Source organism: Rhizobiaceae bacterium (assembly GCA_023953835.1).
Classification (GTDB): Bacteria; Pseudomonadota; Alphaproteobacteria; order Rhizobiales; family Rhizobiaceae; genus Mesorhizobium_G.
In genome coordinates this window covers 71,144-94,761 of the sequence record JAMLJB010000004.1, presented here as the reverse complement: position 1 = coordinate 94,761, position 23,618 = coordinate 71,144, and the positions used below count along the sequence as shown (strand labels likewise).

The 23,618-nt window shown below is 59.6% G+C and carries 27 protein-coding genes and 1 pseudogene; 10 read left to right on the top strand and 18 right to left on the bottom strand.

Features of this window, described 5'->3' with window-relative positions; translation table 11 throughout:
- Positions 1-44: 44 nt before the first annotated feature.
- From M9924_21705 to M9924_21685, 5 genes are all read right to left on the bottom strand, one after another.
- Entirely contained in the window at positions 45-725 is a 681-nt protein-coding gene (locus tag M9924_21705) for a hypothetical protein (GenBank protein MCO5066985.1), read from the bottom strand.
- Positions 726-935: 210 nt separating this feature from the next.
- Positions 936-1,952 carry a hypothetical protein gene (locus M9924_21700; protein ID MCO5066984.1) on the bottom strand — a complete coding sequence of 339 codons (1,017 nt, stop codon included), beginning with the start codon at positions 1,950-1,952 and terminating at the stop codon, positions 936-938.
- A 102-nt stretch (positions 1,953-2,054) separates the two neighbouring features.
- Entirely contained in the window at positions 2,055-3,251 is a 1,197-nt protein-coding gene (locus M9924_21695) for an MFS transporter (GenBank protein MCO5066983.1), read from the bottom strand.
- A gap of 255 nt (positions 3,252-3,506) precedes the next feature.
- Positions 3,507-4,085: a hypothetical protein gene (locus tag M9924_21690; protein ID MCO5066982.1), complete on the bottom strand. Its 579-nt coding sequence runs from the start codon at positions 4,083-4,085 to the stop codon at positions 3,507-3,509.
- A 222-nt stretch (positions 4,086-4,307) separates the two neighbouring features.
- A complete protein-coding gene (locus tag M9924_21685) occupies positions 4,308-5,018 on the bottom strand; it encodes a DMT family transporter (protein MCO5066981.1) in 711 nt (236 codons plus the stop codon).
- Positions 5,019-5,501: 483 nt separating this feature from the next.
- On the opposite strand from M9924_21685, the gene gcvA (M9924_21680) reads away from it, so the two are divergent.
- Positions 5,502-6,431 carry a transcriptional regulator GcvA gene (gene gcvA / locus M9924_21680; GenBank protein ID MCO5066980.1) on the top strand — a complete coding sequence of 310 codons (930 nt, stop codon included), beginning with the start codon at positions 5,502-5,504 and terminating at the stop codon, positions 6,429-6,431.
- A 6-nt stretch (positions 6,432-6,437) separates the two neighbouring features.
- On the opposite strand, the gene M9924_21675 is transcribed toward gcvA (M9924_21680), so the two are convergent.
- Complete coding sequence (locus M9924_21675; GenBank protein ID MCO5066979.1) at positions 6,438-6,926, bottom strand: hypothetical protein; 489 nt, start codon at positions 6,924-6,926, stop codon at positions 6,438-6,440.
- Positions 6,927-6,968: 42 nt separating this feature from the next.
- Between M9924_21675 and M9924_21670 the strand changes: the two genes are divergently transcribed.
- Positions 6,969-7,811 carry a LysR family transcriptional regulator gene (locus M9924_21670; protein ID MCO5066978.1) on the top strand — a complete coding sequence of 281 codons (843 nt, stop codon included), beginning with the start codon at positions 6,969-6,971 and terminating at the stop codon, positions 7,809-7,811.
- A 47-nt stretch (positions 7,812-7,858) separates the two neighbouring features.
- Here the strand turns inward: M9924_21670 and M9924_21665 are convergent, their stop codons facing one another.
- Together M9924_21665 and M9924_21660 are read right to left on the bottom strand one after the other, a co-directional pair.
- Positions 7,859-9,178, bottom strand: coding sequence for an MATE family efflux transporter (locus M9924_21665; GenBank protein ID MCO5066977.1), 1,320 nt, complete (start codon positions 9,176-9,178; stop codon positions 7,859-7,861).
- Positions 9,179-9,395: 217 nt separating this feature from the next.
- Positions 9,396-10,241: a DMT family transporter gene (locus tag M9924_21660; protein MCO5066976.1), complete on the bottom strand. Its 846-nt coding sequence runs from the start codon at positions 10,239-10,241 to the stop codon at positions 9,396-9,398.
- 342 nt (positions 10,242-10,583) lie between these two features.
- Here M9924_21660 and gcvA (M9924_21655) point away from each other — a divergent pair, with 342 nt between their 5' ends.
- A complete protein-coding gene (gene gcvA, locus M9924_21655) occupies positions 10,584-11,513 on the top strand; it encodes a transcriptional regulator GcvA (GenBank protein ID MCO5066975.1) in 930 nt (309 codons plus the stop codon).
- Positions 11,514-11,555: 42 nt separating this feature from the next.
- On the opposite strand, the gene M9924_21650 is transcribed toward gcvA (M9924_21655), so the two are convergent.
- The 3 genes from M9924_21650 to M9924_21640 all read right to left on the bottom strand — a co-directional run bounded on the left by M9924_21650 (position 11,556) and on the right by M9924_21640 (position 13,650).
- Positions 11,556-12,341, bottom strand: a complete 786-nt coding sequence (locus M9924_21650; GenBank protein ID MCO5066974.1) for an alpha/beta hydrolase — start codon at positions 12,339-12,341, stop codon at positions 11,556-11,558.
- A 164-nt stretch (positions 12,342-12,505) separates the two neighbouring features.
- On the bottom strand, positions 12,506-12,952 hold the full coding sequence (locus M9924_21645; GenBank protein ID MCO5066973.1) for a hypothetical protein: 447 nt from the start codon (positions 12,950-12,952) through the stop codon (positions 12,506-12,508).
- 71 nt (positions 12,953-13,023) lie between these two features.
- Entirely contained in the window at positions 13,024-13,650 is a 627-nt protein-coding gene (locus M9924_21640; protein MCO5066972.1) for a TetR/AcrR family transcriptional regulator, read from the bottom strand.
- 116 nt (positions 13,651-13,766) lie between these two features.
- Here M9924_21640 and M9924_21635 point away from each other — a divergent pair, with 116 nt between their 5' ends.
- From M9924_21635 to M9924_21625, 3 genes are all read left to right on the top strand, one after another.
- On the top strand, positions 13,767-14,129 hold the full coding sequence (locus M9924_21635) for a VOC family protein (GenBank protein MCO5066971.1): 363 nt from the start codon (positions 13,767-13,769) through the stop codon (positions 14,127-14,129).
- Positions 14,130-14,400: 271 nt separating this feature from the next.
- The gene (locus M9924_21630) at positions 14,401-14,688 is read left to right on the top strand and encodes a hypothetical protein (protein ID MCO5066970.1); all 288 of its coding nucleotides are present in this window, start codon (positions 14,401-14,403) and stop codon (positions 14,686-14,688) included.
- 29 nt (positions 14,689-14,717) lie between these two features.
- Positions 14,718-15,158, top strand: coding sequence for a GyrI-like domain-containing protein (locus M9924_21625; GenBank protein ID MCO5066969.1), 441 nt, complete (start codon positions 14,718-14,720; stop codon positions 15,156-15,158).
- A 199-nt stretch (positions 15,159-15,357) separates the two neighbouring features.
- Here M9924_21625 and M9924_21620 read toward each other — a convergent pair whose 3' ends face one another.
- From M9924_21620 to M9924_21605, 4 genes are all read right to left on the bottom strand, one after another.
- Complete coding sequence (locus M9924_21620) at positions 15,358-16,791, bottom strand: IS1182 family transposase (protein MCO5066968.1); 1,434 nt, start codon at positions 16,789-16,791, stop codon at positions 15,358-15,360.
- Positions 16,792-16,913: 122 nt separating this feature from the next.
- Positions 16,914-17,732: a DMT family transporter gene (locus tag M9924_21615; GenBank protein ID MCO5066967.1), complete on the bottom strand. Its 819-nt coding sequence runs from the start codon at positions 17,730-17,732 to the stop codon at positions 16,914-16,916.
- Between the two features lie 90 nt (positions 17,733-17,822).
- Positions 17,823-18,764 carry a DMT family transporter gene (locus M9924_21610; GenBank protein MCO5066966.1) on the bottom strand — a complete coding sequence of 314 codons (942 nt, stop codon included), beginning with the start codon at positions 18,762-18,764 and terminating at the stop codon, positions 17,823-17,825.
- Positions 18,761-19,228, bottom strand: a complete 468-nt coding sequence (locus tag M9924_21605; protein MCO5066965.1) for a hypothetical protein — start codon at positions 19,226-19,228, stop codon at positions 18,761-18,763. Before M9924_21605 ends, M9924_21610 begins: the two co-directional genes overlap by 4 nt.
- Before the next feature lie 169 nt (positions 19,229-19,397).
- On the opposite strand from M9924_21605, the gene M9924_21600 reads away from it, so the two are divergent.
- Entirely contained in the window at positions 19,398-20,030 is a 633-nt protein-coding gene (locus M9924_21600) for a YafY family transcriptional regulator (protein ID MCO5066964.1), read from the top strand.
- Positions 20,031-20,083: 53 nt separating this feature from the next.
- Here the strand turns inward: M9924_21600 and M9924_21595 are convergent, their stop codons facing one another.
- Together M9924_21595 and M9924_21590 are read right to left on the bottom strand one after the other, a co-directional pair.
- Positions 20,084-20,545 carry a GNAT family N-acetyltransferase gene (locus M9924_21595; GenBank protein MCO5066963.1) on the bottom strand — a complete coding sequence of 154 codons (462 nt, stop codon included), beginning with the start codon at positions 20,543-20,545 and terminating at the stop codon, positions 20,084-20,086.
- 91 nt (positions 20,546-20,636) lie between these two features.
- Complete coding sequence (locus M9924_21590) at positions 20,637-21,020, bottom strand: hypothetical protein (protein MCO5066962.1); 384 nt, start codon at positions 21,018-21,020, stop codon at positions 20,637-20,639.
- Positions 21,021-21,322: 302 nt separating this feature from the next.
- Between M9924_21590 and M9924_21585 the strand changes: the two are divergent.
- Positions 21,323-21,400 (top strand): annotated as a pseudogene (locus tag M9924_21585) (hypothetical protein).
- A 138-nt stretch (positions 21,401-21,538) separates the two neighbouring features.
- On the top strand, positions 21,539-22,171 hold the full coding sequence (locus M9924_21580) for a glutathione S-transferase family protein (protein MCO5066961.1): 633 nt from the start codon (positions 21,539-21,541) through the stop codon (positions 22,169-22,171).
- 12 nt (positions 22,172-22,183) lie between these two features.
- Here the strand turns inward: M9924_21580 and M9924_21575 are convergent, their stop codons facing one another.
- Entirely contained in the window at positions 22,184-22,789 is a 606-nt protein-coding gene (locus tag M9924_21575) for a TetR/AcrR family transcriptional regulator (GenBank protein ID MCO5066960.1), read from the bottom strand.
- Positions 22,790-22,843: 54 nt separating this feature from the next.
- Between M9924_21575 and M9924_21570 the strand changes: the two genes are divergently transcribed.
- Positions 22,844-23,536: a DUF4336 domain-containing protein gene (locus tag M9924_21570; protein MCO5066959.1), complete on the top strand. Its 693-nt coding sequence runs from the start codon at positions 22,844-22,846 to the stop codon at positions 23,534-23,536.
- Positions 23,537-23,618 lie beyond the last annotated feature (82 nt).

The window sequence follows — 23,618 nt, the reverse complement described above, 5'->3', positions numbered from 1 at the left end:
CATCGGAACGATAGTCAGGAGATTTGCGACAATGGCCTCGCCACTCATCGTCGGATGAAGTCGCTACGGCCAAATTTAGAGGCGGCCGTCTGGAAATATGAATTCCTTATGCCTCCATTGCTCAGTGCATCGTGGTGCATTGCCGCCCAACGCGCGAAAAAGTCTTTTGTTAGAATTGCATCGACCTGCCCCTCTGAGACGGGTTGATCTGTGATTTCTAGCGTGATCGCTTTCAGGGCGTAGCCGTGGCCGAAGGTGGCCGCGAGATCGGCAGGATCGACACGGCGCACGGTCTTGGGATCGTTCAGGTCGGTGAACGTCACCAGCAGGGGGTAGCGATTTTGCGGAACCTCCCTCTGGCCTTTCAGGCTTGGGATGCGTGGTAGCCAGTCTCGGCGCAGCTTGGGGAGTTCGCTTTTCCACGTCGCAGCAGCAAGCTCCTTGGACCCTTCACCCAACAGCGCAAACAGATAGTGTCCCGCCGACACTTCCACCGCCGTCGCCTCGCCGGCGATCGTATATTCGACTTCGTTGCCGCTGGCTGGAAGCTGGCCGAACAGCGCGACGACTTGAACGATGCCCATTCCTGACCGTTCGCCGGATGGTGTCTCTACCGTCACCGTGAGTTTCTGATTCCACTCATACCGATCTCGGCACCCCGCCAGCGCAAAGGCGAGCAACGCCACGGCGAGGACCGAGAGAAAGCGGAATCGAGCGTGCAGCATAGGTCTTTCCAAGACAAAATCGCTGCCAGCCTACGCCGAACAAGCTGAAGGAAGGTTTAGGCGGGTTGGTCTATGAATTGTTGCCGCTGTCGCGAAAATCCCGAAATTTGCGACCGAGCGATTCCCAGGATTAAGCGTTTGGCGGTCAACATCGCTGGCCAGAAACAGCGGACTTCGGCGCGAGACCGAAAGGCAATCGGCAAGATGGAGCTATGCGATGGCGCTCTCCGGCCGCGTGAAGGTTTTGACATGGCTGGTGGTTGCGGCATCATTGTCAGCTTGGCGGATCACCAGCGCACCGCCCTTTTCGTGGTAGTCGAAAGCGATTTCGTCGGCCGCGGCCATGTCGCCAGTCAACTTGACGGTGATTGTGTCGCTGCTGTCCGCGAAGGAAATCGTCAGCGTGTTATCGTCGTTGCGGCTGACCACGGCCGAAGCCATCCCGATCTTGCCCGTACCATCATCGCTGAAGCGGTAGATCTCCAGCGGTCCGCTTGTCTCAACGAGATCGTGACCGTCGCCTTGTGCAAAATACAGCGTAGAGACGGTCTCAGATGAGCCGTTGAGGACGATGTGGTCATCGCCCTTGCCGCCGCTGACGCCATGGATGCTGTCGGCGGTGATCTCGATCCTGTCGTCGCCTTCCCCGCCGTCGACCGCCCAGACCATTCCGCCGGCCTTGATCGCAATGTCATCATCACCGCTTCCGGAATTTATTCGGAAAACATCGGCCGCGCCGGAAATCGCCACTCTGTCGTTGCCTTCATCGCCATAGGTGCGGTCGACTCTGCCGTGGCTGGCAATGGAAATTGCGTCATTGCCGGCACCCCCGTGGACGCTATCGACCGCTGCCCATGGCGCTGTGTCGTAAAAACCTTCGGGCAGGGCGGTCGTTCGTATGCCTATGATGTCGTCGCCTCCTCCGGCGTAGACGCCTACCGCCCTGTTAACATTCATGGCGATGGTATCGTCGCCGTCGCCTGTCTGAACCCCGGCCGTTCCCTGTGGGGCGTCGATTGTGACCGAGCTGTTACCCTTCGAATCCATAATGATCTGCATGATCGCCGAGATGGCATTGTTCGCGGTGCCGTCCGTTGCAAGGCTCAGGCTCGCTGAAGCTCCGCGCAATCCATTTGCCGTTGTCTGGGAAATTGCAGCTCTTTGCAGCAATTGCAGCGATGTGCCGGCGGTGGAATTACCGCGGAACGCGGTAGCGATGCTTAGCACGAGGGCTCCCCAATCGCGGTTGAGACGATATTAGCTTCGACACACGTAGCGATTGTCGGTGAATCGTCTTGGCGAAATCTTAACGGGCGGGGATTTACCCGATCAGCGCGCCGACCTCTTCCTCAAGCCGAAGAAGAAAACCGCGCTGAACCCCAACAGCACAAACCCCGCGGCAAGCGGCGCGGCGATGGGCGTTGCTGCGCCGATTATGAAGCCCAGCGCCGAAGATCCCATGGCGCTGCCGACCGCGTAGGCCAGCGCGAAAACCGCACTGCCCGCGACCAGCATTCCCCCGGTGAATGCCTCTCCGAGCATTGCAAGGCCGCATGTGAACAACGCGAACGCGGCCGAACCCATGATCGCGAAGACGACCAAGATGGCAGTCTCGGACGCCATGAACGGAAGGACAAGGTAGGAGAGCGCAGCTACGAGGCCGCAGCACACGGCAATGGTCGGACGGTCGAATTTATCGAGAAGCCATCCGACAACGGGTTGTGCAAGCGCAGTCGGCAGCGCCATCGCCGTCACGCTGAATGCGGCAAACGCCTCCGTGTAGCCCGTCCGGACGAAATAGATCGGCATGGCCGAGATCGCGGCAATGTCTGCAAATCCGTAGGCGACCACCATCGCGACCAGAATCGGAGCGCAGCGGATGAATTTCAGAAGTTCGCCTGATGAGGAATGCGCCGGATAGGTCCGAGTCCGGAAGCTAAGCAGGGTTGTGAGAAAGGCGACCAGGGCGACATAGACGGCGAGCAGCGCGAAGGCGAAGCCGCTTTCTGTACCAAACATTGGGATCGCCAGCGGCCCGAGCGCAAAGCCGCCGCTCATTCCGGCTCCATAGATGCCAGAGACTCTGCCGCGAAGACGATTGGGGCATGCGGTGTTGAGCCAAGCTTCGCTCAGCATGAACACGACGCTCGCGCAAAATCCGAGCGCGTAGCGGGCGAGAAACCACGCCCAAAGCTGGTCGAAGATGGAGAAGCAGCCTAACGCCAGCGAGCAACCTATAAGCCCGCCCATAATCAGGCGATCGCCGCGCGCGAGAGTGGTCAGCGGACCGATGGCGAACGTCGCGGAGGCGAGGCCGGCGGCAAATGCGCCGGCGTTAAGGCCGGATAGCCCGGCCGAAACCCCACGCTGATCCAGAAGCAGCGAAATGAGCGGATACGTCAGTCCCTGCGCTACGGAAAACGCTGTAACGCCAAGAATGACAACGGCGATGGCGGCACGATCCGGCGCGAAATCGAGTTTGACCGCTGCCGCCTGCACAACCGCCCTCCCTTGCCCGACCTGCATTCATTCTAGCCACTCATGGGAGAGTATCGTTTGGGGCGAGACGGTGCAAATGTCAGCGTTTCCGCGACGTAAACCTTATGCAGGCCAGCTTAACACCGGGCTCTCAACTGAGCATTATCCCCACTTCTTGAGAAGCGCGTCGTAGGCATCCTGTCCCATACGGTCGACCAACGTAGGCATTCCTTGGGAAGCCAGGATGTCGTTGAGCGAGATGAAGAAATCAGCGCTCGGGGCGGAACTGTGATCTGTGTTCGGCTACGTCGCCGATGATTTCGGGAGAATGCTGTTGGGCGCTCGGCTCAAAGATTCCGTCAGGGTTTCTCGTCCTAATGAGCTAAGAAATTTATCCATCGAATCGACGTGCTCGGGCGACAATGCAAGCCCCTCTTTGTTGCCCTTCTGCAATGCCAGCCATTCGTCTCTCATCGCCCCCGACATGAAAGATTGGTAGAGATCGGAAGCCTGGATTTTTTTGAATTCCTCAAGTCCTTTCGCGAAGCCATCGAGCTTTTCAAGCCAATCCTTCTTTTCACTCGTGGAGAAATCATCGTTGGCGTTGACGTATGCTTTCGCTTCTTCCCAAGTGTTGAAAGTACCCAAATCGCCTATGACAAGCGTATAGCCGAGAGGTTTGTCCGAGGAAGCGGCATCGACGGTGAACTTGCCGATCGCCGCGGCGGCCGATTTGGTTCCCGCAGACGCTTCGACGGAAACGCCGTTGGCCGCCTTGAGGATGCTGTTGCCGGCGTCGGTCGGTTGTTTGGCCGCGTCCGGACGGTTGAACTGCTGAAAAAGTTGAAGGACGCTTGTATTGATCGGTGCGATCGAGGACATTTTTCGTTTCCTCGTCCCGACCAAGCCAATCATCGACCGGAGAGACTCATATGCTCGACATCATGTCGATGCGCGTGTTGCTCCTACGTTGCATGAACGCTAACGAATCGATCCTAACCAAAAGTATATTTTAACTGTCTGAATTTTTCGCCGGCTACGATCCTCAGCTTTCCGCAGCGAAAACCAAGTTTTGCGCGACACCGAAGTCTCCGGCCGTAACGCTTATTTGCCGAATTTCAGCATTGCGGTTCCTGCGGCGATCGCGATCGCGGACACGCTTCGGAGGGTCGTGATAGGCTCCCTTAAAAACACGACACCGAAAAGCAGAGCGAAGCCGATGCTTGTCGCGCGCAGCGCCGACACCGCCGCCATCGGTGCAACCGAAAGTGCCCAAACGACAAGCCAGTACGCAACAAAGCCAGTCACCCCTGCAATTGCACCCGCCGTCCAACGCTTCACCGATGAAGGCCAGAGCGCCCCACGTCTTGCGACGTACACCATCGGCAGAAAGGCGACGGCATCGGCGAGGCTGACCCAGATCATATAGGCGGAAGCGCTTCCTGCGTGCCGCGCCCCAAGGCCGTCGACGACCGTATAGACGGCAGCAAACGATCCGGTCGCCAGCGCCAGCATGACTGCTCGGGTATCCCGTATCTGGTCGAGCCCCCGCGTAAGCGACAGGCTCATAATGCCGATCGCGATGATGAGGATCGCCGCCAGAGATTGAGGAGAAGGCATCTCGCCGACGAACGTCATCGCCAAAATTGCCACGATCAAAGGCGCGGAGCCGCGCGCGATCGGATAGACGCGACCGAGATCCCCGAACCTGTAGGCTTCCACCAGAAAAAGCCTGTAGGCGGTGTGGAGAACGGCGGCACCGAGAAGAAACGGCCAACTCGCCGCTTCGGGAACAGGGACGAACGCGAGCAGCAAAAGCGAAATTGCTCCCTGCACCCGTAACGATCGCGGTCATGGCGGACATTCCGTCGCCATCACCCTTCACCAATGCGTTCCATAGAGCGTGCAGAAATGCGGCCAGCAGAACAAGGGAGAAAACTTCTGGGGTCATGACCGGCGTTTTGGCCCTTGCCGCCAGAGGTGACGGCAGAGCAACTTGCTCATGCGTGATCGACCATGGCGGCGACGTTTCGTGTTCCCGCATCAACGTCCCGCAACTGCCGCTCATTGAGGCCGGTAAGGCTCCGGTCACGCGATGCACGGCTCGGCAAAAGACCGCGGGCAAGACGCGAAAGCGCGTTCCAGGCTTCGATCGCTCTTTTCCGACTGTTGGTCAGCATGGCCGACAACTGTTAGGGCAGCTTGTTCGTTCTCATGTCTGGAGTCATAACCAATTGAGGTAACGCGTAAAAATGAGTAGTTCTTGCAACAGGTGATAACTTTTCTCATGGATGAATGATGGCCGTTCATTTTCCGGGGCTGCGCGTGCTGCGAGGGTTCGAGGCGGCCGGCCGCCTTCTGAATTTCAGCCATGCGGCCGCCGAGTTGGGCGTGACGCCGGCGGCCATCAGCCATCAGGTGCGGGAACTCGAAGACCAGCTCGGGGCGGAGCTGTTTTCCCGTACCAGTCGCTCAGTGCAATTGACGCCTGCCGGCGAGATTCTTCACCGCGCGGCCGGCGAAGCACTTGCGAGCCTCGCGCGCGGAATGGCGCGGATTCAGGACATTGGCGACGGCAACAGGCTCAAGGTCATCGCCTCGGCGTCGATCGCGGCTAAATGGCTGGTGCCGCGCATTGGCAGATTCATAGAACAGCGGCCCGACATAGATGTCCGACTGGACATTTCATCGCATCTTCGCACGTTCTCGCCTGACGATGCCGATATTGTCATTCGTTGGGGAAAGGCCGCTCACCCCGGCCTGAAAAGCGAGCGCCTGTTCGAAAACGTCGTGTTCCCGGTTTGCAGCCCGGTCCTGCTGCGATCGGCGCCGCTGCGCGAACCAGGCGACCTTGTGCGCCGTCGTCTGATTCATGTCTCGTGGAAGGGCCAGGATCGCGAACGGCCGAACTGGCGGACGTGGTTGCGTGCGGCCGGTGTCGAAGAGGCTCCCGACGATGGGGCGGGACTTCGCTTCGATGAAACCGGTTCCGCCCTCCAGGCCGCAATTGACGGGCAAGGGATTGCTCTTGGAGATTCGTCACTGGTTGCAGACGATCTTGCGGCCGACCGGCTCGTTCGGCCGTTCGAACTGACCATCACCAGCCCGCCGGAATTTGCCTACCATGTCGTTTCTCCGATCGAGATCGAAGAGAACTCCCCCGTCGAGGCGTTCCGCGAATGGTTGTTCGCGGAAGCGATGAGCACACCTTCGAAGCCGGCCAAGTAGCAAGCTTTAGGATTTGCGCGAGAATTGCAATGAGTTGTCCTCGTTAGCTGAGGCCGGGTTCTGCGCCTTTTTCTTGGCGCGATCTGCCTGGGTCTGACCGTCATAGCCCCAGTTGATGGCGGGCAACTCCTTCACAAGAACGTAGGTTGCTGTGGGAAGGGTCGGCAGCGCCCGCCGCAACAGTCGCATGGCATTGCCCACAAACGTCCGCTTCTCTTCCTCGGTGTTGGTCCCAGCCGTCACGCAGACTTCCAGGTGCGCAGCAACCTCCTGCTCATTTGCGCCGATGGTCCACTGGGACGCGCTAGGTGTTTCAACGAGCACCGATGAAAGTTCGCGTTGCTTGCCCAAGTCACTCGCGACGATAGCCGTCAAATCGGCGGCGAGTTGTTCGGCCATATTCGGCGTCGGGGCCGGGATCAGGGTCAATCTGGCAAAAGGCATCGTCCGTTCTCCTTCGATTGCGATGCCATAGTTTCTATCGAGAATTTCCAATGTATAATCGGGAACAGACGCATTCAGACTTGAGATAACCTCATGATTCCCGATCTGCCGTCCCCGCTGTTGCGCAATTTCGTTGCCGTGGTCGATTGTGGCTCGCTCGCCGCTGCCTCTGCGCGGGTGGGACGCAGCGAATCCGCGCTCAGTCTTCAGATGGCGCGGTTGGAGGACATTGTCGGCCAACCGCTGTTCGATCGCGACGGCCGCGCATTGAAGCTCAACCAGGCGGGCAGCCTGCTTCTGCCTCACGCCCGCTCGATCCTTGGCCGAATCGACGCGGCGAGGGCCGATCTCGATCAGGCAGCGGCCCCGCCGATCAGGATCGGGATCGTTCAGGACTTTGTGGGCGGCGTATTGCGGCCGACGTTGGCAGAACTCCGCGCAGATGCAGTCGGCCAACCGATCATGATCGTCATCGGCAACACTGCGGAACTCTTGCAGACGATGGGCGAGGACCGGATAGACGTGGCGTTATGCACCGGCGAGTCAGTTGGCGGAGACGTCACCTGTCGCCTGCCGATGAAATGGTTCGGCAATGCAGATCTTCTAAAAGATGACGTTCTGCCGCTTGTAGGTATCACCCCGCCGTGCCCCTTCCTGACGGCTGCGCAACGGGCGCTGGACACTGTCGGCCAGCCGTGGCGCATGGCGCTCATTACACCGAGTCTCGACGGCCTTCGCGCGGCGGTTCAGGCGGGGCTCGGCATTACGTGCCGGACAGTGGCAGGATTGGGACTGCCGCAATTGCTGGACAGGGGACTGCCCCATCTACCTGACATTTCCTATTCTGTCATCGAACGTCGGCGGAGAAAGGAAGGGACCAGCGCGGTCGCCCTGATGCTGGCCAGACATCTATCAAACGTCTCGCCCGACCAATGAATGTTATGCCCGGCCATCCGGACAATCTGTCGCGAAATTCCTGAAACCTACAATAGTTCTTGCCCTTTAATGGCGGCAGGTTCCGCAAACACCATCCTGGTTCGACGAGGAAGGACAGCCAGCATCAAAAGGCCCCGCGTCAGAAGGAAAATATTGAAGGCCAGCCAAAGGCCGTGATTTCCAAGCGTCGGCAGCACCGCGAACAGGATCACAAGGTAGCAGATGAGCGCGAGAGCCATCGTGTTGCGCATATCGTGCGACCACGTTGCTCCGATGTACACGCCATCCAACTGAAACGCGAGAAACCCTGAAACCGCCGTCAACGCCACCCATGGCAGATAGGTCAATGCTTCGGCCCGAACATCCGGGGCATTCGTCATGATCGCAATGAGATGTCCGCCCACAAAGTAGAAGACCAAGGCCAAGGCGACCGCGAGCCCCATGCTCCAGATGAGAGTTAGCCGAATCCCGCGATGGAACGCTGGCGGGTAATTCGCTCCGATCGCGCGCCCGCATATGTGTTCGGCCGCCGTCGTAAAGCCATCGGAAAAGAAGCTGGCCACCAGATAGAACTTAAAGAGGATGGCGTTGGCGGCCAAGGCAACCGGCCCGAGTTGCGCGCCCGTCCGGGTGAAGAACGCGAAAGCCGTGAGGAGCAGAAACGAACGGATCATTATATCGCGATTGATCGAGAACAAGCGGCCAAGGGCGGCCCGATCCAGGATCAAGCGGATTGTTGGTAGGGGGTGCCGTCGAAACGATGCCGTCACGATCACCATTCCGGCTGCAGCCGCGACGCTCTCGGCAATCACGGTTCCCCAAGCTACGCCGGCAACTCCCCATTCGAGGACAAGGCCGAGCCATACCGACATGGCCATGTTCACGCCGTTCAGCAGGAATTGAAGCGACAGACCCAGCGTCGCCCTTCCCCGGCCGAGCAAGACGCCAAGCACGGCATAGTTGACCAGCGCCATCGGTGACGAAAACAGGCGGATGGACAGATAGGTTGACATCGCCTCGGCAACGTCCGGCGAGGGCTGCATGAACAGCAGTCCTGCCCCTTTGATGAGCTGAGACGCAGCGATGAGAAGTATGCCAAGCGCCAAGGCTATGACGATCGCGCGCCAGAACACCGCCTGCTGCTCACCAATGTCATCCTGTCCGAATGCCTGAGCGACCAGGCCCGAAGTCCCAGACCGCAAGAAATTGAACGAGGCAAAGACGAAACCGAAGACGGTGGAGCCTATGGCAAGACCACCGATCAAACTCGCATTGCCAAATTGCCCGACCACGGCGGTGTCGATGATGCCTAGCAAGGGTGTGCTCAACGACGCGAAGGCCATTGGAACCGAAATGGCCATGACCATTCGGTTTGTTACCTCGAAAGGGCGAATTTCCTTGCTTGTTTGAAGTTCAGCCACGGTCGCACGATCCCGAGTTCATTCGGCTCTCAGCGTACCATCGCCACCTGATCTACTCAGGGTCTTTTTTTCTGCTTGGCCTTCTGCTGACGATCGTTTCTTTTCGCGAAAACCCCGAAACCCGCGACATAGCTAATCCTAGCATTTGCGCGCGATCGTGCGCCTACTTTCCGAATTTCAGCATCGCGGTCCCTGCCGCGATCGCTATGGCCGATGCGCTTCTCAAGATCGTCGCCGGCTCCTTCAGGAACACGACGCCGAACACGAGCACGAAACCGATGCTTGTGGCACGCAGCGCCGATACGGATGCCATCGGCGCGACCGTCAGCGCCCAAACGACAAGCCAGTAGGCGGCGAAACCCGTCACGCCCGCAATCGCTCCTGCCGTCCACCGTTTCGCGGATGAAGGCCAGAGCGCGCCGCGTCTGGCAAACTGCGCCACCGGCAGGAAGGCAACGGCGTCTAGGAGGCTGACCCAAATCATGTAGGCGGACGCGCTTCCCGCATGGCGTGCCCCAAGACCGTCAACGATGGTGTAGACGGCCGCGAACGTGCCGGTCGCCAGCGCCAGGACGACCGCTCGTCCATCCCGCTCCCGGTCGAGGCCCCGCGTGAGCGACAGGCTCATGATGCCGACCGAGATGATGAAGATCGCCGCCAGCGATTGAGGGTCGGTCGTCTCGCCGGCGAACACCATTGCCAGCACCGCCACGATCAGCGGCGAGGACCCGCGTGCGATCGGATAGACGCGGCCAAGGTCTCCGAACCTGTAGGATTCCACCAGGAACAGCCTATAGCCGGTATGGAGTACCGCAGCGCTTAGGAGAAACGGCCAGCCCGACGCGCCGGGGACCGGAACGAAGGCGATCAACAGAACGGAGATTGCCGCCTGGATGGTGACAATAACGGCCATGGCGGACATGCCGTCGCCATCGACCTTCACCAGCACGTTCCATAAGGCGTGCAGGAATGCGGCCAGGAGAACGAGGAAAAAGACTTCGGGGGTCATGATCTGGTTTTCGGCCCTTGTCGCCAGAGATCGCGGCAGAGCAGCTTGCTCATGTCGCGATCGACCATGGCGGCGATCTCGCGCGCTCTGACGCCACTGTCCCGTAGGTCCAGCTCGTCAATGCCGGGCTGCGAGCGCAATCCATGGTTCCCAAGGATGCGGCGAGCGAGGCGGACCAGCCCATTCCAGGCTTGGACAGCTTCTTTCCGGCGCGCGTACGGCATGGCCGGAAGCTGTTAGGGAAGCTTGTTTGTAATCATGTCCGGATTCATAACCAATTGAGGGAGCTGGAAAAAACGAGTAGTTCTTACAGCAGGTGATAGCTTTCCTCATGGATTGGCGATGGTCACGCATTTTCCGGGGCTACGCGTGCTGCGAGGGTTCGAGGCGGCCGGCCGCCTCCTGAATTTCAGCCATGCGGCGGCGGAGTTGGGCGTGACGCCGGCGGCCATCAGCCATCAGGTTCGCGAACTCGAAGACCAGTTAGGGGTAGAGTTGTTTTCTCGTTCCAGCCGCTCAGTGCAATTGACGGCCGCCGGCGAAATCCTTCATCGCGCGGCGGGCGAGGCGCTTGCCAGCCTGGCGCGTGGAATGGGCCGGCTTCAGGATGCCCGCGCCGGCAACAGGCTCAAGGTGGTCGCCTCGGCCTCGATCGCCGCCAAATGGCTGGTGCCCCGCATCGGCAGATTCATAGAGTTGCACCCCGACATAGATGTCCGTCTGGATATTTCGTCTCATCTTCGCGACTTCTCGCCTGACGATGCCGATATTGCCATTCGATGGGGGAAGGCGGCGCTCCCAGGATTGCGATGCGAGCGCTTGTTCGAGAATATCGTATTTCCGGTGTGCAGCCCGGCTTTGCTGCGATCGACGCCGCTGCGTCACCCGCGCGACCTAATGCGGCACCGCCTGATTCATGTGTCGTGGAAGGGTCAGGATCGCGATCGGCCGGACTGGCTGTCATGGCTGCGCGCTGCCGGAGCCGAAGATAGTTTCGATGACGGGGGTGGGCTTCACTTTGATGAATCTGGTTCCGCACTCCAAGCTGCTATCGACGGACAGGGGGTTGCTCTCGGGGATTCGTCCCTGGTCGCCGATGACCTTGCAGCCGGCCGCCTCGTTCGGCCGTTCGATCTTGTCACGGCCAGCCCGCCGGAATTTACCTACTATGTCGTTTCACCGATCGAGGTCGCGGAGAACTCCGCCGTCGCGGCGTTTCGCGAATGGCTGCTCGCGGAGGCGACGAAAACACCTTTGAAACCGATCACGTAGCAGGTTTCAGGAGTTGCGCGACAAGCCGACGGCTGCTGATTGCTACTTGCTATCTGGCCCATCAAGGAATCTCAGAGCTGTCGAGGTAAACGGGACCGTGGAGTCATAAACAGGAACATGGTCGCCACCGGGAATAATCCACAACGCGGCATCCGCTATGGAGCGGTACATGCTTACAGGGATTTCGACGGAGAAAAAGCGATCGCGGTCGCCGTGTATGATTAAGGTGCGTGCGGTGATGGCCGATAAGTCTGTCGCCGTGAAATTCATATCCTCATAATCGTCGCCCAAGGCATTGAACTGCGAAATGAGTTGCTGAATCTGCTCGTCACCGCGCTTTGCGCACGCCCGATACATTTCTTGCACCTCTTGGGGCATGGTGCCAAACGAGGCCCGGCGCAATATCGCTCTTGCCTGATCGGGAAAATGGGAAGTTGCGCTAATTAATACCATCGAGTCTATGCGCTTGGGTTGGCTCGTTGCCATGTGCAGCAGCGCCATTCCGCCAGAACTCATCCCCATAGCCGAGAAGCGATCGACACCCAGCTTTTCGAGCAACAAGAACACGTCACTAGCCGCTCCCCGGTGTGTGAACTTGCCCTCTGGGTTGGTGGAGTGGCCATGACCGCGCAGATCAACGACGATCAGTCGATGACGCCCTGAGAGCTCGGCGATAAAGGCATGCCAGTTCTGTGCAGAACCGCCAAAGCCATGCAAGAGCACGAGCGGCTTTCCGGCTCCGTACTCTTCATAATACATCTCAATGTTATTTATTTTAACGGTATGCCCACTATTGGCTGCCTGTTTGGGGGTGTACGTTGCTGTCATTGGTATACTCCTCAACAGGCTGTCACCGTCTTCGGTGTCGCGAAAATCCCGAATTGAGCACTCGATTTGATCGCACTGTCGATCGCCCTTCAACAGCGAGGTCGCAGCGATCAGGTTATCGGTGCTGTCGCTCGTGCGATCATGTCGGTCAAAAGGAGGGCGAGTTAGCGCCAAATCGGTGGCCACAAAAGAAATCCGGCGATCACCACGTCGACCACGGCGCACTGTTCGGCCCACCACCGCGCCACAACGATATCCCGCCGATAGTGATAGACGTCCCAGGCTGCATGGGCGACCCATCCGATCGCCAGGACGATGCGGGCGCTCGCGTCATCCAGGGTGAGTGCGAGGAGCGTGCCGGCGCCGAACACCGGAACCCCAACCGCTTCCAGCCAGAGGACGCGATGGTTGCGATAACTTCCGCGGACGACGCCCCAGGCAAGGTAAATCAGCGCCGCCACGACGAGCCCGTCGGCAAAGTTCCGCATGATACCGGTCAGGTATAGCACCAGGACGACCGCAAGCCCGAACGCGATCGGCCAATGCCGTGCCGTGGCACGCCACATACCGCCGATCTGCGAATCCCGTCCGGTATTCGCCTTTTCAGTCATGACGGTTCCCCTTCACTTTTTCGGGGTCAGTTCCGGCCGGGGCGGCGGCCATAGTCGTGTGACACGGAGCTTCACGCCTTGCCGTAGGCCGCGAGGAAGATCCTGACCCCGTCAACGGCCTGCCGACGCAGTTCCGCCGGCTCTGGAATGGCCTCGTCGCCAAGCAACATGGCCCGATTAAGCGGTCCGGACATGACCAGCCAGTTGAAGCGCGAGGCCGCCACCGCCGGGTCGTCGAATGACAATAATCCTCGTTCGGCCAGGTGCTCGAAGACCTCCGCCAACGCCGTCATGGCGCGCTGCGGACCATACTCCCAAAGAACCCGGGCCAGGTCCGGAAAGCGACTGACCTCACCGATAACGAGGCGCCGAAGTTGCATCAGTTGTGGGGTTAGCACGGCGGTAAGCTGCCGAAAGGCATATTCTTCAAGATAGGCAGCCACGTCTTCGACCTCAGGCAGGGGCCGGTTGTGAACATGGTCGCTGGTCGCGTTGGTCATGCTTGTGACGACCTCCACGAACAGCGCCTCCTTGCTGGCGAAGTTCTTGTAGACGGTCGGCTTGGAAACGTTGGCGAGAGCGGCGATCTCGTCCATGCTTGCGCCGACATATCCCTCTCGCAGGAACACCTCGGCAGCGGCATTCAGAATCTCGCGGCGCTTGCGTTCAGATCTGCTCAACTCTTTCAGCGCGGTCATGACTCTCTTCCTGGGCGTCGACGCAGGCAAGCCCGTACTCGCTCGCCCTTGACAGAGTTACCAAACGGTTTAGTGTTGTCAATTATAAACTAAACCGTGTAGTTTTAGAGCGACATATGCACATTCAGTTTGCTGAACTTCCCGTGCACGATCAGGATCGAGCGAAGACGTTCTATATCGACCGCCTCGGTTGCGGCGTGGTCGCCGACCAGAAGATGGGCTCCCATGGCTGGCGCTGGATCGAACTCAAGCTGCCTGGAGCGGCCACCAACCTGCATTTCGTCCGACGCGGCAATGACGAACCGTCCGAGGCGCCCGTTCTGGTGTTCGTGGCCGACGATGTCGGGAGCGCGGTCAGCACCCTCAAATCCAGGGGAGTAAAGATCATTACCGAACCCGCGCCGGCTCCATATGACCCCAGCCGCACGGTTGCCGAGTTTCGTGACAGTGAAGGCAACCGGATCGTCGTCAGCAGCTAGCGGGCCAGCTTGGCAATGACAGTTGAAGAGAGATGAGATGCACGTAGGATCCGGGAAAACCTCTACGGTTTCATGCGCCTGCGGCAGCGTTCGTTTGGAAGTCGAAGGCGCGCCGATCGCGAGCCTCGTTTGCTATTGCGATGACTGCCAGGCTGGCTCGCGGGCCCTGGCTGCTTTGCCCAATGCGGCCCCCGTTCATGATGAGGATGGCGGGACCGGATATGTCCTCTATCGAAAGGATCGCGTCCGCTGCACGCGCGGGAGCGAACTGTTGGCGGATCACAAGCTGGACGCCAAATCGGCCACCAGCCGCGTCGTGGCGACCTGCTGCAATTCGGCGATGATGATGCGTTTCGACGATGTTCGCCACTGGATGCCGGTTTACCGAGCCCGATTTGGTGACGATAGTCCGCCCCTGCAATGGCGTATCTGCACGAAGTTCAAGCGCGGTGGCGTCCAGGTTCCCGACGATGTGCGGGGTTACGAAATGTATCCGATGGCCTTCATGGCAAGATTGTTCACATCAGGGGTGGCAGCCCGTCTTCGTATCCGTCGCTGACGTTCTAATTTTGCGGGAGACGATTAGTCATGAACGGAAGGAAACACGAAGGATTCGACGTGATCGGGCTGTCAGCGCGGGTGAGCAACGACGAACCATCCGGCATCGCGGCGTTGTGGTCCCAATTTTACCAGAGCGGCCAACGCGAGCGGGTTCCGGGCGCGGTCGGTAGCAACGTCTATTGCGTCTATCATGGCTACGAGGGCGATCATTCCGCCCCTTTCACCATGACCATCGGCTATCGTGTGTCCGACGGCGCAGCTTGTCCCGAGGGCCTTTCCCGCGTCACGATACCGCCTCAGACTGTTGCCGTCTTTGAGGTAGTCGGAGCGCAGCCGGGAGCCTTAATTTCCCAGTGGCAAGCTATCTGGCGAAGCGATCTTGATAGGGCGTTCGTTGCGGACTTCGACACCCACGATGCAGAAAATCAGGACCGCGTTACGGTAAGCGTTGGGGTCAAATCTCTATAGGCTGGTTGCAAGGCCTGCTGTCGCGAAAATCCCGCAGACCGTCCTAAAACGCTGCCGGCATGGGCTCGTGGGTGGATCTAAGCTTGATCGATGAGAACTTCTCCGGCGATTTCCGAGTATCGGCGCTTGGCGGCGCATATGGCCTCAACAGGACGCTTCCGGACTGTTTCGTGCGATTATAAGGCGGATTTCGGGGCGATCATGCCTTCGCGGCGGCGATCAGGCCGGGAACCCCGACGATGGTGATGGCCCTTTTGATATTATAGGCGAGCGCGGTGAGGCTGAACTCCCCTCGCACGTTCTCCAGCCGGCGCATCAGGAACGCGCCCTGGTTCATCCACTGTTTGATCGTGCCGAATGGATGCTCGACGCTTTCCCGCCGCCGGTCGAGGACTTCGGGCCGGGCAGCAAGCCGTGCCGCCATGCGGTCGAGAACGGCTTCGTTCTCCAGTCGTGAGACGCGGCGGAAGGTTTTGGTGCAGCGTTCGCGCAGGTGACACGCCTTACATGCATCGCGGTTGCTGTAGTCGATTTTCACATTGTCGCGAGACTTGCTCTCGTAGCGCGCCGACAAAACCTGCTGGCCGGGGCAAATATAGGCATCCCGGGCCGCATCGTAACGGAAGTCGTCCTTGGAGAAGAACCCCTCGCGCACGGCAGGACCGCGGATCGGTTTGGGTACGTAGGCGGTGATACCCGCATTCTCGCAAGCCTCTATGTCCTCGATCTTGAAGTAGCCGCGATCGGCGACGGCCTCGATCTGCTCTACGCCGAGTGTCTCCATTGCCGCCGCGGTCGTCGGCGCGAGCAGCCCCATGTCGAGGACCTGGTTGCTCACTTCCTGTTCGGCGATCAGCTTGTGCTTCACATCGACGGCGAGCTGGATGTTGTAACCGACGCCGACCTTCGTCATGCGCGCCATGGCGCGGGCATCCGGGTCCGTCAGCGAGATCTGATCGTCGCCGGTGCGCTCCAGTTCATCCAGCAGCGCCTTATGCCGGGCGCGCTTGCCCTTGATCGCCGCGATCTTCTCCGCCAGATCGCCGCCCGAGCCGTTGCCGCCGCTCGCCCTCTCCTCGTCGGCATCGCCCGCGTCCAGCCGCTTCATATAGTCGGCCAGCTTCTCGTCCGCCTCGCGGATGAACTTCGCTAGAGTGCCGCGCGTGAAGTTGCGGTCCTTGTTGTTCACCGCCTTGATGCGCGTGCCGTCCACAGCCAGAAGCTCGCGGCCGAACAGGTCAAGCTGGCGGCAAAGGATGACGAAGTCGCGGAATACCTGTTTGAAGGCCACCCGGTTCACGCGCCGGAAATCGGCAATGGTGCGGAAATCCGGCTTCAGGTGCCGGAGCAGCCAGATCACCTCGATATTGCGGTGCGTCTCGGCCTCCAGCCGCCGGCTTGAGCGCACGCGATTGATGTAGCCGTACACGTACAATTTAAGAAGATCGGCCGGATCGTAACCCGGACGCCCCGTCTCCCTCGCCGCCACCCGCACGAACCCGGCGGCAGAAAGATCGAGGCCGTCAACGAAGGCCTCTATGAAGCGGACCGGGTTGTTCGGCCCAACGTAGTCATCAACCGCCTCCGGCAGAAGCAGCAATTGCGAGCGGTCTGTTCCTGAAAGATGCGCCATGGCAAAACCTACCACAGGCCGCTACACGCCGGAATCCTGCAGCGGGTTTTCAGACGGTCTGCCCGATTTTTGCAGCATTGGCAACCCTGGGCGTTTGGTATCTTCGGCGTGTCCAGTCACCATCACAATTCGCAGGTTGCAGGGCGTTGGCGTCGGATATGCGACGCCCATCTTCCGCCGATAACCACGAGGCCCATTCCCAATGCGGCAACGAAGTCGATCCGCTCGTTCCAGGTGAGAAAACCGATCAATCCGGCGAAGATCACCGATGTGTAGCTCCACGTAACCACCTTGTCGGCCGGCGCAACGGTACACCCCAACGCGAAAAATAATTGCGCGAGCGTCGAGAATATCCCAACGGCAAGCAGGGGCAATATCTGGTTCAGCGTGGGCATTTGCCACGTCCAGGGCAGCATGACGATGGAACAGGCAAGGGTGAATAGGGTGAAATAGAACATCTGACGCTGCGCGGATTCAGTTTCCGCCATGCACCAGATCACCAACGCCGCCACCCCGCCGAGTGCTCCAGCGGCGAGGCCGGCCGCTTCCCCTATCGAAACGGTCATTTCCGCAGGCTTCAGAACAAGGGCAACGCCAAGGAAGCCTATCACCACACCGATCCATACGTTCCGGTCAGATAAACGACGAAGCACAAGCAAAGCCAGAATGGGAATGAAAATAGGCGACGTCGATTGCAGGAGGACTGCATTGGCGAGAGGGATCGCGCTGATCGCGTAGAAATAGGTCAGGAAGGCGAGATAGGAAGCGACGCCACGCGCAATATGAAGATGAAGCTTCTCGGATCGTAGCGTAGGAAAACCGAAAAGCGCAAACCATAGAAGCACGCAGGCGAAGCTGATCAGGTTGCGCCAGAAAACCAGTGAGAACGTCGTAAGGTCGGGAGAAAGCAGTTTGGCGGCAGCTCCGGAGGCTGCAAACATCAACGCCGATGCAACGATATAGAGCGATCCCGCAACAGGGATGCTCGATGTCTGCACTACCTCTCCCGCTCTCACCTTTCCGTTCCCCCTTCACGGCCCGCTGGTGTCCGCGTCACCGCTGATTTGAGGTGTCGAAAGGCAACCGGTCAACCCGCTACCCTGCATAGGAACGGTGTCCTGCCGTTTCCTTGCCTCCACGATGATGTGAATGGCGACGGCAGCGAAGACGATCAATCCGCCGATAAGCGTGCTGCCGCTCGGCGTCTCGTTGAAAGCCAGCCAGACCCATAACGGGGCGAGCGGCGCGTCCAGGGAGCCGATCAACGCCGTCTCGATCGCCGGCAGCAATCGCGCTCCGAGGGTGAACAGGGTAAGGCCGACAGCCGAGTTCACGAGGCCGAACAGACTCAACAGAAGCAGCTCGTGTCCGGAGACGGCGAGCGGTTCCCCGAACGGCCAACACACCAGCCCGCTCAACAGGGCCGACAGGCACGCGGCTGGCATAGTGGGAATGTTGTGGAACCGCCTCGCGATGACCATCATTCCTGCCATGCAAAGGGTCATGCCGAATGCCAGAAGATCTCCGAACAGGCCGCCCTCTACGCCAAGCCCGACCATCAGGATGATCCCGACCAACGCGGTAAAGCTGGCAAAGACGGCATTCCGAGACGGCCGCTCCCGCATCACGAGCCAGGCGAAAGCGGCGGCGATAAAGGGGACCGTCGCGTAGATCACAGCAACATGCGCAACGGTCGTATGCCTGAGCGAGGTGATGAAAAACACCATCCCGAGCGCCGAGACGGCGGCGAACAGCCAACCGGGCCAGCCCATATCCCGAACCTTCTGCCATGCGCTACGGCGCTCCAGGGCGACAATCACGATCGCGATGCCGAGTGCGCCGAAGACACCGCGCCAAGCTAGTAGGGTCCAACTATCCAGCGGAATGAGACGGGTGAAGAAGCCCGCCGTGCTCCACGCTATAGCCGATGCCGTGACCAACAGCAGCCCAAGGCGGTATTCGGCCGCGCTCATTGCCGTTCAGCGCCAGCGCTCTGCTCGTCGGCCTTCTTTTTCCAATCCCCTGTCGTGTTCCACCAGCGGTTCGGATTGGCGCTGTCGTCAAGGCCCTTGGAGCGACTGGTGAGCACGGATTGGACCCGAATGACCGGCTCCTGATAGCTGTGGGTCTGGAAAATCGTCTCGATCACCTGTTCAATGAGTTGCTGTTCATCGGGAAGCTCGAATGAGATTTCGACGGTGCCCGGCCGCTTACGAACTTCGGTTTCCGCACCAGCGGCAGCGCCTTCGAGCGGACGATAGCGCTCGATGCCCGATCCCGACTGATAGGCATTGCTGTCGTAGTTTCCCATGGCGAGCGGCGTTACCTTAACCACCGCATCCATGATGCGGTCCACGTCTTCGGCCGGCGCTTGAAACGCCAGAAGACACATCCGCTCCATACGCGCCGACTTCGTTTCAAAACCCTGCGCGACCACTTCCGTGCCCTCCCGCGATTGGAAATCGTCGCCAGCATAATCGCGGCCATGCTGACAAGGTGTGTCAGCATCATCGTGGTAGAGGTCGCGAAATACGAGGGAAGTCAGCATGGGCCGATCAAGCCGGCTGTTCGAGATTATTCAGATTCTGCGGCGTGCATCCCGGCCGGTGGCGGCCCACGACATAGCCAGGACCGTCGAAGTCAGCACGAGAACTGTCTATCGGGATATTATCGCGTTGCAGGCCATGCGGGTGCCGATCGAAGGCGAGGCCGGCATTGGCTATGTCATGCGCGAAGGCTTCGACCTGCCGCCGCTTATGTTCACCGCCGATGAGGTCGAGGCGATTGTCGTCGGCCTCTCGCTGATCGGACGGACCGGCGATGCCGACCTGTTGGCGGCCGCCTCTCGCGTCAGCCAGAAGATCACTGACATTCTCCCTGACGCGAACGCCAGCCGAATTGAAGGATCGCCCTTACACGTTTCCCGCTGGAACGCCATTCCTCCTTCCCCGGTGGAGTATCGGACGATGCGACAAGCGATCCGGGAGGAACGGAAGCTCCATCTGCGCTATCAGGACGCTCAGGCTCGTTGCACCGAGCGCACCGTTCGGCCGATCGCGCTCGTTTACTACGTGGATAACGTCATCCTTGCGGCCTGGTGTGAGCTGCGACAGGATTTCCGACATTTCCGTGCCGACCGCATGGATGCCTGCATCGCAGCCGACAGCTTCTTTGCAGGCGAAGGCGATGGATTACGCACCGAATGGCGTGCGCGCCACGAACTGTTCTCCAATCTCTGATCTGCGTTCGGCTTCCGCCTGCCGCAATAATCAGGATTTCCGCGACAACCGACTTATAACGTCTTCGCCATCGGCTGACTGCGCAATTTGCCCCATGCTTGCGGCTCGCCTGCGTTCTCATAGCCAGCAGTGCAATAGAATTGATGCGCCGTAAGAGTGCTCGAAAGGGTGCTGCGCTTCTGTCCCTTCTCGCGTAGATACCCTTCGAGCGCGGCCAAGATCGCCTTGCTTACCCCCTGAAATCGAGCATCCGGCGATACATAGTTCAACGTGATCTCGCCAGCCTCTGTAGCGCCTCCTATGCCGACAATTCTCCCATCCTTTTCGGCAACCAACAGACGCTGTGTCGGGGCAGCAATCCAAGACCGGACATTCTCGGGTGTTTTGTTGCTAAGCCACCCCTCAATCGACTGTAGATCGTCGCCATGGTCAGCAACACATAGCTCCTTGATCGACCTGCGAAGAACTTCACATGCACCTTCGGCGTCATCCGCATGGGCTGTCCTAATTCGCATGGGCTTTCCTATTTGCATTCTCACCTGTCGCGAAAATCCCGAATTCTGCATCGTAACGGGTTTCAGGATTTGCGCTATCGAGTAGGGCTTATCAAGCCGATTCGTGTCGCCAATTCCCCGCCCGTTTGCCGGAAATGGCCCAATAGACGGCTCCGGCCACTATGCCACCACCGAGCATTCCGGCGATGGCATCAGGGGTCGAGGCAAGATCGCTGCCGCCATTCGTAGCGTGCAAGGAAAGTATCGCGAGGATGGACATGCCTATGCCTGCGGCAACATGGACACCGCATTTCCGGTAACTGCGGGCCTCGCTCCAAACAATGAAGATCGCGGCGGGAATGAAGGTGAGAACAAAAACGAATCCCGAAGCGACAATCGAAAGGATGAGTGCAGCACCAATCAAACCGCCCCAATGGCCGCCGCCGGCTTTGCCTGCAAGCATATTCGTCATGGTGGCTATGATGGCGATGGTCAAACCTGCGGAAAGCCCTGCCAGGAGATAACCACCCAACACGCGTCGAACGGTTCCCGGAGCAAACTGATGCGAAAGCGCGTCTGGGGGCTGAGTATAGATCATCGGGAGAGCACCAACACGTCCACCGTAGTCTAACCAAGGCAGGTTGAAAAACGATTAGGCGGTATGGCGCATGAACAGGCGCAGGAAATGGCGAGTACCCACGCCGAGCGTGTTGGCAAGACCAGCGACCGATCCATTGTCGAGATAACCTTCGTCAATCAATCGCATCCCGCGCGCCACTGTGGTTGCGGTTCCCATCCATGCGGGTGATCCGGGCGCTGCTGCCGGTTTTCCGTTTGTGGCTGGATCGATGGCGTCAACGCAGCGACCTTCGTGAAATGGACGACGACCAGCTTCGCGATCTTGGCATCAGTAGAAGTGAAGCGGTCGAGAGGGTAAAAAACCATTCTGGCGATGATCTGTCGCGAAAATCCCGAAACCCGTTACACTTCGCGACCGGGAAGGAGGCATCGCCCATGTCCGATATCATCTTCTACACAAATCCTATGTCACGCGGACGCATTGTGCGTTGGATGCTGGAGGAACTGGGTCAGCCTTACGAGGCGCGGATACTGGATTTTGGACCCCAGATGAAATCGCCCGACTATCTGGCGATCAACCCTATGGGCAAGGTGCCGGCCGTGCAGCATGGGCGCACCGTGGTGACCGAAGCCGCCGCCTGCTGCGCCTACCTCGCCGCAGCCTTCCCCGAGGCGGGGCTCGCCCCGGCCCCGGGCACCCGCGCGAGTGCGGCCTACCTGCGCTGGATGTTCTTCGCCGCCGGGCCGGGTGAGGCGGCGATTACCAATGCCTCCTTCGGTTTCGATCTGCCCGACGACCCACAGGCGCGAGGGCGGTCCGGGTACGGCTCGCTGGAGCTGGTTGCCGACGCGCTTGCCGCGATGCTGTCGGACGGGCGGGACTATGCCACCGGGGAGGCGTTCAGCGCCGCGGATGTCTATGTGGGCTCGCAAATCCTCTGGGGAAGGAGGCTCGGCACCTTACCAGACCGACCGGGGTTTGCAGAATACACAGCACACCTAACGGCGCGCCCCGCAGCGGTGCGGGCACGCGAAATCGACGACGCGCTAATATCAACGCCGGGTTGATACCAACAAATATCAGGAGTTGCGCGACAAGACACCTCGCCGCGATGAACACTCCCCGATGCCCTCAACGACGATACGGATGATGTGTCTGATTTCGGCCTCGGTGAACTGCCCTCCGGCGAGGGCTGAAAGCATCGCCTGCCCGTAGATTCCAAGAAGAACCAACGCCATGAAATTGGGGTCATCATCCTTGCGAATAACACCCTGCCGTTGGCCGAGTATCAGAATATCTCTGACAAGCCGCTGGAATGATGGTCGATCGGGGGGCGGCTCAAGGGATGGCCGCTCGGCCGGGACAAGGGCCAGCTTCGCAAGCGAGGGGTTCGCCAAGCACCAGCGCGCGCTGTCGAGAAAGACGCTTTCGAGCAAGGGAAGCACATCGCCGCCGGCCTCTATTCGATCGCGATAGGGCGCGTCGTTTGCTTCCACGCGGGCTATGAGCTGCGAGGCGATTTCGTCTTTCGAGGCGAACAAATTGTAGACCGTCTTGCGGGTCAGGCCCGCCCGCATCGCGATTTCCTCAACGGAAGTGGCAGCAAATCCCTTCTCCCGAAACGCCGCGTCGGCAGCATCGAGGATTAGGATTCGGGACCGTTCCGTTCGCTTCGGGATTGCCATATCTACACAATGGTATAAATTTACACTCCTGTAAACATTAGCGAGGCAACCGCCATGCTAAAGGAGTTCGGCCCGAATATCTGGATCACGGACGGGCCAACGGTCACGGCGGCGGCCGGATTTCGCTATCCCACCCGCATGACCATCATGAGGTTGAGCAATAGCGATCTGGTCCTTTGGTCGCCAACGGCGCTCACGGACGATCTTCGCGCCGAGGTCGAGACGTTGGGGGCGGTGCGGTATCTGGTCCCTCCCAACTCCCTCCATCACACATTCCTTGGCGACTGGCAGCGGGCATATCCTGACGCCACGGTCTATGCGCCGCCCGGCCTGCGGGAGAAACGCAAGGATATTAGGTTCGACGCTGATTTCAGCGATGGCCCTATCGCGGCATGGGCAGGGGAGATTGACCACGCGATCATGTGGGGCAACCGGATCACAACGGAAGTCGTTTTCTTTCACCGCCAGAGCGGGACCGCGATTTTCACCGATCTGATTCAGCAATTCCCGCGCGGATGGTTCAAGGGCTGGCGGGCGCTTGTTGCCCGACTGGACCTGATGACGGCCGCCGAACCTACGGTGCCGCGAAAATTTCGGGTCGCCTTCACCGACCGACATGCCGCGCGTGAATCTCTCCGGCGTATTCTGGCATGGCCTACGGAAAAGGTGATTGTAGCGCACGGCCCGCCGATCACCGATGAGGGGCAAGCGTTCCTGCGCCGCGCGTTTCGCTGGTTAGGTGACTAGGGACAGATTCCACGGCCTGTCGCAAAAATCCCAAAACCCGCGACAACACCTTGGAATTATGCGACCCGGGCTCGACCTCAGT